Raw genomic sequence first — 9,276 nt, 5'->3', positions numbered from 1 at the left:
GTGTTAAAATTTATTGAAATGGCAGTTTTATCGCCAAAAAAAGTGCGATATCGGGATGCAATGAGCTCTAAACATAGTAAATAAGCGAATGATTACCACCCATTTGCAAAAGAGGAGCTAAATCTTTAAATGAAGTATATTCAATAATTATGCTTAAAATTATTTTTGATATTTTATATACAAAAAAAATTGTATTAATAAGTATAACTATATGTATCTTATTAATTATATCATTCACCTTTGAATATGTTATTAATAAAATGCATTCAATTATATTGCCTCGAATAGAGCAAAGTTTAAAAGCAAGTATTGATTTAAAAATATTACAGAATATTAACACTATAAGTTTATCTGATTATGATAATTCAAAAACATATGACAAAATATATTCTTGTATTGCTTTAGGAAGTAATAGCGTGATGGAATATATTCAAAATTGTGCTAATATGATCTCTTCTATATTATCAATCATTGGAGTCTTGTTGATAATTGGTTATTACGATTGGTTATTTGTTTTTTTTACTATATTATTTGTTTTTTTTGATGTATTTTTAAATTTTAAAAAATCAAAAGTCGAATATGATAAGTCGATAGAAATGATTCCCCCTGATAGAACCATTAGCTACATTCAAAGATTATTTTGTATGAAGCAATACATTGGAGATATGAGAATATATGATTGGTTTAAAGTAGTAAAAGATAAATACATATCAGCTTCTAATACGAAACAAAGTTGTATTGAAAAATATGGCAAAATATCATTAAGAATTATTACAGAACTGAATTTTTTACAATTGAGTTTGCAATTAGTGATTATTATTTATCTAGCTGTGAAATATATTTTAAATTCTATTAAATTGAGCGATTTTTTAGTTATATATAATGGAATTATGGAAATAAGTGGAAATTTTATGTCACTAGTTGATTATATTCCAAATCTATATAAATGTAGCTTATATATTGATTTAGTGAATGATATTTTTGAACAAAAAGTTAGTACAAAAGAAACCAGCCGTATTGAAAGAGTAGATAATTTGAAAATTAAAAATCTATTCTTTAGATATAAGGATGATACAATATTTAAAAATTTTAATTATACCTTTAAAAAAGGGGAGTCGTATGTTATTTATGGGAAAAATGGTTCTGGAAAATCAACATTGGTTAATCTATTAACTGGTTTATATGATTCGCAAAATTCAATAATGATAAATGATAACATAATAAATAATCATTCAAATATATTGGAGTGTGTTAGTGTTGTTTTTCAACATTTTCAATTTAATGCATTTTCAATTGTTGAAAATTTAGTTATGCATTCTTCAGTAACGCTTGAAGAAGAGAAGGGTATTTATAAAGTTTTGGATTGTGTTGGACTAAAGGAGAAAATTGAAAATTTTCCTAATAAGTTAAATACTTACATTACGAATGAATTAGACCAGCATGGTGCAAATTTTTCTGGTGGTGAATTGCAGAGATTGGCAATAGCAAGAATGTTATTGAATATGAAAGAAATCATTATTATGGATGAGCCTACTAGCGCGTTAGATAATGATGTAAAAAGGGAAATATTAGATATAGTATTAGAAAATACAAGAAATACAATTTTTATATATATAACACATGATCCAAATGATATGCAAAAATTCGATCATATCATATATTTAGGAGATGAATATGAAAAAAGTTTATAGTTTATTTAAAACAAATAATCATTATTATGTTTATGATGCCAATATTGATAAAGTTTCTAAGCTAAGTTCAAGATTATATCAGTTGATTATGAATGAAAGTGAATTTCAAAATGATCAAGAATATGATAATCTGTGCAAAAAAGGTTTCTTTCAATCTTCAAAATTGAATTTAGCGAAAAGGCCAGAAACAGATGTAATTGATGATTTTTATAAAAGAAAGTTAGGAAATGTAATTTTTCAAACAACACAGAATTGTAATTTACGTTGTGCATATTGCCCGTATTCTCAATCGAATATGAATAACAGGAATCATAATATATTGAATATGCCGTTAAATACTGCAAAAAAAGTGCTGGATTTTATTCATATGCATTCAGTTGATAGAGAAAATATATCAATTGGATTTTATGGAGGCGAACCTTTATTGAATTTTGATTTAATAAAGAATATTGTTAATTATGCAAATAATATATTTTTAGGTAAGGAATTGATATATTCAATTACTACGAATTTAACGGTGATTACGAATGAAATGTTAAGGTTTTTTGAAGATAATAAATTTGAGATTATGGTAAGTTTAGATGGAGCAAAAGAATCTAATGATAAAAATAGAAAATATTATTCTAAAAAAAGAAGTGTTTTTGATACAGTAATTCAAAATTTGAAAGAAATACATAATAATTATCCATATATTAATTCTAAATGTGTAATTAGCATGGTGATGGATCCGGCAGAGTGTTTAGATGAATACGATGATTTAATTAAAGAGTATCCATTTATGAAATCATATAGATATAATGCTGTAATACAGGAAGATTTATTTTCTGATAATAAAAATATTTGGAGTGATAGATTTAAAAATCAGTATTATTATAAAATGTTTTTGTGTTACATTTCTAAAATAAAAAAATATAAATTCGAAAATGATCTGTTCTTATTTGAAAATGCGCCAGAAATTCTAAAAGAAAATATTTCAAATCGATATATTTTTGATAATAATACATTAATTGATAATCCATTCGTTTTGACATCAGGTATGTGTACAATAGGAAAACATAAACTATTTGTGGATGTTCATGGTAATTTTTACCCTTGTGAAAAAGTCGGAGAGACGAATAAAGATTTTTTGATAGGTAATTGTATTGAAGGTTTTGACTTAAAAAAATGTACGGATTTAATAAATTTTACTTCGTTGTTTTCTGATAGATGTTTAAATTGTATAGCAATGAGAGATTGCCAAATGTGTATCAAGGATTTTGCGGTTAGTGGTGTGTATAATGAGAAATCTGAAGAAATCTGTGAACATTATCAGAATACATTTATGGAGCAATTAAGAGCAAAAGCAATTTTACATGAAGCTTTATTTGAAGGAGGTGAGAATAGTGAAATCCAATAAAACGTTATTTTATCCATTTGATTATCATAGTTATCCTTTGATTCATTATTTAAATAAAACAAGAAATGATATAGTTGTAGCTGCTGATGCAGGTAGTAGCTTGATAAACAGAGATATTAGTTATGCTATTAACTCTACTCAATTTGAGAATTTAAAAGTACATGATATAAAGGAAGTGTGCATGGATGAGATTGGTGAAGTGTACCTTTTAAATGAAAAAGTATCTTTCCAAATTCCCAAAAATACTTTTTATTTAAACAGGTTATCCTATAAAAAAGATTATGAAATCGATATGCCTATAGTTGAAATAGAAAAACCAATTATAATGATAACTGGTTTATTTGATACTATTTTTAATAGTAATTTAGGAGTAGATTTAAAATATGAATTCGAAAAGAAGAATATAAAATGTGGGATTCTCTCACCGGATGTCTTGTTATCGTATATAAATGCTGGATATTTAAATTTAGATAATGAAAATTATAAGAGTTTATCAAATTTGTATTATCAAGTAAAAAAACAAATAAATTGTATGTTACTATCTGATATAGATGTTTTGATAATACAAGTACAAGGTGGTTTCATGCAACTAGATGATGTGGTTTTTAATGATTTTGGAATTTATTATACTATCTTAAATGAAATAGCAAGTCCTGATTATCAAATTCTGGTAATACCCGAATCGTATAGTGATGATAATACTGTTTGCGATATACAACAAATTACATACGGACGTTATAGACAATATTTTGATTATTTGTTTAGTAAAAATTTTTATGTTGAAGCAAGTACACCATATACTCTTAAATTAAATGATGATATTACGTTTCAAAAGAATAGTAATAATGATTTAAGGGCATTAATGGAAGATATAATGAAGAAATTAGGTGAGTCTGATGGATGAGAATGCGATTTATGGTTTAATTTCAAGTTATTGTGATTTGGATGTTAATGTGGTAATCAATAACAGTACTATGTCACTTTTTAATGAACCGTTTAACTTATGTGCAGAAGACTTAGTATTTTTGATTTTGAAAATTGAAAATACTTTTCATATTGAATTTAGGGAAAATGATTACTTGGATTATAAATTAAGTTGTCCAAAAAAAATTTATGAAATAGTTAATTTACTCTCTGATCAAATAATCATTAAATAGAAAATGATAGAAGAAATATTTTGATTTACTTTTGTAACATTTTCAATTGTTCTAACTTCTAACTAAAAAAAGGAGGGCTATTTATAATGATAAAACAAAATGTTTTAGATGTTTTAAATTTGTGTAAGTCATATGGCAATCATTTAGTGTTAGATGATATTTCGTTCTCTATTCGAGAAAATGAAATTGTAGGTTTTATTGGTCCTAATGGTGCAGGTAAAAGTACATTAATGAAATGTTTATGCGGATTAATTCATATGGATTCTGGAAATGTTACTATATGTGGTCATGATATACAAAGTCAAAGAGAGAAGGCTTTGTCGCATCAGGCTAGTTTGATTGAAAGTCCAGGACTTTTCTTTAATATGACTGGTTATGAAAATCTTGAGATATTTGCCAGCTTAAAAAATGTATCGAAAGATAAACTGCAACAAATGTCAGATTATACACGAATAGGGGATTATTTAAAGAAGCCTGTATCTAGTTATTCTTTAGGTATGAAACAAAGATTAGCACTTTCTATTGCATTGCTATCTTCTCCCCAGTTTCTAATGTTAGATGAGCCTATGAATGGATTGGATCCATCGGGTGTATTTGAATTGCGAAAAGAGCTTCGTAAAATGGTGGATGAACAAGGAATGTCTTTATTGATTTCTAGCCATCAATTAAATGAAATTGAAAAGATTGCTGATCGTATTATTTATATTGAAAATGGTAAAATTAAAGAGGTACAAAAACAAGAGCAGACAATCACATATCAAATTAGGGTGAATAAAATAATAACAGACCACCGGTTTAGAAAACTATCAGATTTTCTATATAAATTTTCTATTCAAAACCCAAATGAACTATCCGTATATTTACGCAAATTAGAAAGAGAAGGCGTTCAGCTGCTGGATATCACTAATACAAGCGATGACTTAGAGAATATGTATACAAGAATTTATGGAGAATAGATATGGTTTATTTGTTAAAGTATGAATGGCATAAATTCATTCGCACAAAAAAGAATTGGCTTGTATTCTTATTGATTCTTTGTTCTTTTATAGGGTATGTTTCTTTTAACGGATACCAAAATCATGTATACATAGAAGCAAAAACTGAACAGTTTTCCAAGGCAAGACAAAATGCTATGTACGATATTACGAATATGGCAAATTATCAGTTTTTGGCTAAAAAAGAAAAAGACAAACAATATTACGGAAATGCGATTGAATATTTTAAAAGGCTGTATTCCTGTGCAAATGATTTATACCGTGATTATTCTACTTCTGCAGTTTCTTTAGATGATTTAATGCAGTGGAATGATTTGCTAATTGAAGGAAAAACAAAAAAGTATACGATTATTTCGTATACAACGTATTCTTTAGATTACCTAAAAAAGACACAGAAAGAATATAGGTATTTAAAAAAGAATCATATTCCAATTAAGCATTCGCCTTATGTTTGTACAACATCTAACTTGGCTGTGAATTTATCGAATCATTATTTAGGTGCAGTTTTATTAATTTTATACTTCCTTTTGATTTTTGATATATTTAAAGAATTCGATCAAGGCGTGTATAAAATATTGTTTACTTCAAAATACGATACTTTAAAAATTATTCTTACTAAAGTGGTATTTTCTATTTTTTTGTTAATTGGATTTATTGGTTTGATAGTTCTATTATTTGGCGTAAATACAATGATTTTTGGTATGGGAAATACGCAATATTCATTTTCAGTGGGAAATCATATATATATGGAAAGTAAGATACTAATGTATATTATTTTTATAACAATAGCTATGAGTTTATTTCTGATAGGTGTCTATACATTAATTTCTTGCTTGTTTAAATCAACTACGACATCTTTGGTGATTACTATAACGCTTTATTTAATGGTTAATCTTTTTAGTCAGAACTTACATAAAATAAATTATTTCATTGGATTTCTAAATGTTGATATGTTTAGTATGCTTCAACAGAATAAAATTTTTACCATTTGTATAATGAATATTGTTGTTTTAATAGTTTGTGTGATTTCAAGTGTTTTATTGTTAAAAAAGAAAGATTTGATTGTAACGGGTGATTGATATGTTGAAATTTATGAAATTTGAAATAAAACGGAACTTAAAAAAATCACAGGTTAAAATATTAATTGGGCTTTTACTTATATGCGAACTTGTCATGTTGGTTGTATTAAACAATAAGGCACAGATAGAAGACGTATTTTCATTATCTCAAGGATCAATGGAAGTTAGTGCTTTAACTCGTTTTAATTTACCTGATTCGAAAAGAAAATATATCGAAAAACAGATTGAATCTGTAAATAATAAAGGGAAGTTTTTTGAATACTACAAAGAGAATAAACAGTGGAAGAAAATGTATATAACGGGTATGGAAGTCTATTGTTACAATGTGGATATGCGTACGAGCGTACCGATAAAATCACAGTCAACTTTTGATTATACAAATCATGAGAAAGAGTTAAAACAGATTCAAAAAAAATATAAATTAACACGAGTACCACCAAATCCCAAAGAGTGCACATGGTTTCAACCTGTAGGAACGGCTGGCTATGAAATGATTCCAACATATCAGCAGGGAGCACGTTATTTTGAGAGATTATACCGAAATGAGTTAAGCCCTCTTTGCTATTCAAGCGTAGACAGTGCTACAATTTTAATACAACTAAGTCGAAATGTATTGTTTTTGGGCATTCCCATTCTAATTGTATTGTTATTTTTTAATGTACGAAAAAATTATCATGACGATGGTTTGGATAAATCTTTAATGGTTATACCTGGATTGAAAAATAAATTTTATATATACAAATTTACTTCAGATCTCATTTTGATTTTTGGTGTTGTATTCGTTCCTATATTAATATTTTCAATCATTCTAGGCATAAAGTCAGGATTTCAAAATTTTAAATATCCAATTTTAGCTAATATGGATGGAATTACAGGTTTTAGTTTTTCAAGAATTAAAGATTTTGTAAATGGAACACAACGCTGTATTTCGAAAAATGCTATGTATAATGTAGGATTAACATATTACAGTACAGAAATGGCACGAAATCCTTATTTGGATTATACGACATTAGGAATTGTCATTATTTTGACAGTAGTAATGCTTATATTGTTGATTGGTGTTTATTATCAGTTTACTTTTATGGTTTCTTATCTTATTAAAAATGCGTATATAGGATTATTTATTAGTTTATTTGTTATAGCAGGACTATACTTTTTATCACCGCTAGGTTCTTTAAATATGATAAATATAATTAATCCACTTACTTATAGAGATCCAACAATGATTATTACTGGAACAAGTAGTTTTCCATATTCAATTGGAACGATAGTGTTGCTAATATACAATGTTTTGCTTTTTGTATTAAATAGAAAGGTGTTTAATGAAAATTATTATGAATAAAAAACCAGGAAGAGTATTATTGATATGCATAATTGTGCTTGCTATTATTTGTCCTTTGCATATCTATCATGATAAGAAAAAAGTAGAAGATATAAAGTCTGGTGCAATTGTAATCCAAAATTCAGAAACACCTATTGATGAATTACATCCAGAATTTGCATATTTATGGCTGTTTCCATATGGCATTGTAGAAGTGGTACTACTATCTTTGTATTATGTTCGAACAAGAGATTGATTAACTGCAATTGGAAAAGCAGAAAAGCAGGTGCATAAGATGGAAAAATGGTGCGCGTGTAGCGGACCATTTTTCCATCTTATGCATTATATTTTATGGTATTAGTTGATTTATTGAATATTACGTATGGGCAAGCCCATCTAATACGGAAAAAAAGTCCAGTCGATACGGTGACGAAGTCCATTGAATCGGTTGTATAAGTCCACACTGCATTGTAGATATAAAATATTATCCTCCAGTTGTAAGATATTAACAGATAAGTAAGTATATTTATCTAGTCTTGCAATTAGGTGTATAAATGGCTCTGATTAATGGATTAGGTGGCTCTAAATGATGGAATGGATGGCTCTCAGTGCGTGGAATACTCACTTAATTATAAAATTAAAAAAGAGAACCTAATTATTAATTTTGGTTCTCTTTATAATTTTATATCTATTAAGGTTCTATTAACTGATGGAATAATCGATTATGATTTTATTTCTTTAGCAGTTGTCACATTCTTCAGATATATATATCAGTTCCTCTATATGTTTTTTCCTTACTTGAAACATGCATTGCAAATTATTTCTTAGCTTTTTCACATTAAATCTGATTGCATTAATACAATAAATATCAGTTATTTTTTATAGTATTTTTTTATGTAAAAATTAAAATAGATACACAATAAAAAGCTAATATTAATAATTGCTTGCAAAATGTATATTAGTAAGTCATGGCTATAATAGGTTGATAAAATAACATTTGCAAATAATAAAATATAAGCAGAAACTCGACCTAATATATAACTTAGTTTCTCATTTTGAGTAAAGAAAATGTTTATTTTCTCAAAACAACTTTTTATAAGTTTTTTCATAAAGATATATTACATATATCGAATTATACAAGCTAAATAGCCGACAGCCCAACTAGCACCAAATGTTCGGGCAAAATTTAATACAGTAAAAGTGCCACCAGCAATCCATGATGCAATTGATGATGCTCCAAAACTTCCACCTAAAGCTTCAAGTGCACATTTTCTAGCTATAGTAGGATTACCAGGGGTTTTATATCCGTACAGTTGCAACCAAGCCTCACTCCCTGGTTCTGGATTTGGATTCCCAGGCCACCATCTAGCTTCAATTTGATCTGGACTATTTGAACTTTGAAGAGTGTTTTCTTGTGCATGTAATGGCATACTAATTGAAGTTACAAGCATTAAACAGCTTAATATTGATACTAATATTTTTTTAAAGTTTGACATAAAATTTCCTCCTATTGATAAAGGTAGTGTCAAAAATCAACATTTTGATACAAATACAACTACCTTGATTTATTTGTATTTATCTTTAAGTTGTTTCCCTTTTTGTATACAAAAAGGGATGAACACAATATACTAAGTACG

Annotated in this window: 9 protein-coding genes; 8 read left to right on the top strand and 1 reads right to left on the bottom strand. The window is 27.2% G+C overall.

All coding sequences use genetic code 11. The features are described from left to right. The first annotated feature begins 149 nt into the window (after positions 1 to 149). The 8 genes from H8911_RS11105 to H8911_RS11070 all read left to right on the top strand — a co-directional run bounded on the left by H8911_RS11105 (position 150) and on the right by H8911_RS11070 (position 7,895). Positions 150 to 1,691, top strand: a complete 1,542-nt coding sequence (locus H8911_RS11105) for an ATP-binding cassette domain-containing protein (RefSeq protein ID WP_186999704.1) — start codon at positions 150 to 152, stop codon at positions 1,689 to 1,691. After that, the gene (locus H8911_RS11100) at positions 1,675 to 3,087 is read left to right on the top strand and encodes a radical SAM protein (RefSeq protein ID WP_186999703.1); all 1,413 of its coding nucleotides are present in this window, start codon (positions 1,675 to 1,677) and stop codon (positions 3,085 to 3,087) included. Before H8911_RS11105 ends, H8911_RS11100 begins: the two co-directional genes overlap by 17 nt. Next, positions 3,074 to 3,991, top strand: a complete 918-nt coding sequence (locus tag H8911_RS11095; protein WP_186999702.1) for a hypothetical protein — start codon at positions 3,074 to 3,076, stop codon at positions 3,989 to 3,991. Before H8911_RS11100 ends, H8911_RS11095 begins: the two co-directional genes overlap by 14 nt. Further along, positions 3,984 to 4,244, top strand: a complete 261-nt coding sequence (locus tag H8911_RS11090) for a hypothetical protein (RefSeq protein WP_186999701.1) — start codon at positions 3,984 to 3,986, stop codon at positions 4,242 to 4,244. Before H8911_RS11095 ends, H8911_RS11090 begins: the two co-directional genes overlap by 8 nt. An 86-nt stretch (positions 4,245 to 4,330) precedes the next feature. Beyond that, positions 4,331 to 5,200: an ABC transporter ATP-binding protein gene (locus H8911_RS11085; protein WP_186999700.1), complete on the top strand. Its 870-nt coding sequence runs from the start codon at positions 4,331 to 4,333 to the stop codon at positions 5,198 to 5,200. 2 nt (positions 5,201 to 5,202) lie between these two features. Then, positions 5,203 to 6,318 carry an ABC transporter permease subunit gene (locus tag H8911_RS11080; RefSeq protein WP_186999699.1) on the top strand — a complete coding sequence of 372 codons (1,116 nt, stop codon included), beginning with the start codon at positions 5,203 to 5,205 and terminating at the stop codon, positions 6,316 to 6,318. 13 nt (positions 6,319 to 6,331) lie between these two features. Further along, positions 6,332 to 7,660, top strand: a complete 1,329-nt coding sequence (locus H8911_RS11075; protein WP_186999698.1) for a hypothetical protein — start codon at positions 6,332 to 6,334, stop codon at positions 7,658 to 7,660. Further along, positions 7,653 to 7,895 carry a hypothetical protein gene (locus H8911_RS11070; RefSeq protein ID WP_117992595.1) on the top strand — a complete coding sequence of 81 codons (243 nt, stop codon included), beginning with the start codon at positions 7,653 to 7,655 and terminating at the stop codon, positions 7,893 to 7,895. The genes H8911_RS11075 and H8911_RS11070 overlap by 8 nt, the downstream gene beginning before the upstream one ends. An 862-nt stretch (positions 7,896 to 8,757) precedes the next feature. Here the strand turns inward: H8911_RS11070 and H8911_RS11065 are convergent. After that, positions 8,758 to 9,135, bottom strand: coding sequence for a hypothetical protein (locus tag H8911_RS11065; protein ID WP_117925900.1), 378 nt, complete (start codon positions 9,133 to 9,135; stop codon positions 8,758 to 8,760). Positions 9,136 to 9,276: the final 141 nt, after the last annotated feature.

This window comes from Holdemanella hominis (assembly GCF_014306155.1).
Lineage (GTDB): Bacteria > Bacillota_I > Bacilli_A > Erysipelotrichales > Erysipelotrichaceae > Holdemanella > Holdemanella hominis.
This window is presented reverse-complemented; position numbering and strand designations above follow the sequence as displayed.

Excerpts from the sequence above, each read along its gene's own strand:
- H8911_RS11105 (WP_186999704.1), top strand. The coding sequence starts at position 150 with ATGCTTAAAATTATTTTTGATATTTTATATACAAAAAAAATTGTATTA.
- H8911_RS11100 (WP_186999703.1), top strand. The coding sequence starts at position 1,675 with ATGAAAAAAGTTTATAGTTTATTTAAAACAAATAATCATTATTATGTT.
- H8911_RS11090 (WP_186999701.1), top strand. The coding sequence starts at position 3,984 with ATGGATGAGAATGCGATTTATGGTTTAATTTCAAGTTATTGTGATTTG.
- H8911_RS11085 (WP_186999700.1), top strand. The coding sequence starts at position 4,331 with ATGATAAAACAAAATGTTTTAGATGTTTTAAATTTGTGTAAGTCATAT.
- H8911_RS11080 (WP_186999699.1), top strand. The coding sequence starts at position 5,203 with ATGGTTTATTTGTTAAAGTATGAATGGCATAAATTCATTCGCACAAAA.
- H8911_RS11075 (WP_186999698.1), top strand. The coding sequence starts at position 6,332 with ATGAAATTTGAAATAAAACGGAACTTAAAAAAATCACAGGTTAAAATA.
- H8911_RS11070 (WP_117992595.1), top strand. The coding sequence starts at position 7,653 with ATGAATAAAAAACCAGGAAGAGTATTATTGATATGCATAATTGTGCTT.
- H8911_RS11065 (WP_117925900.1), bottom strand. The coding sequence starts at position 9,135 with ATGTCAAACTTTAAAAAAATATTAGTATCAATATTAAGCTGTTTAATG.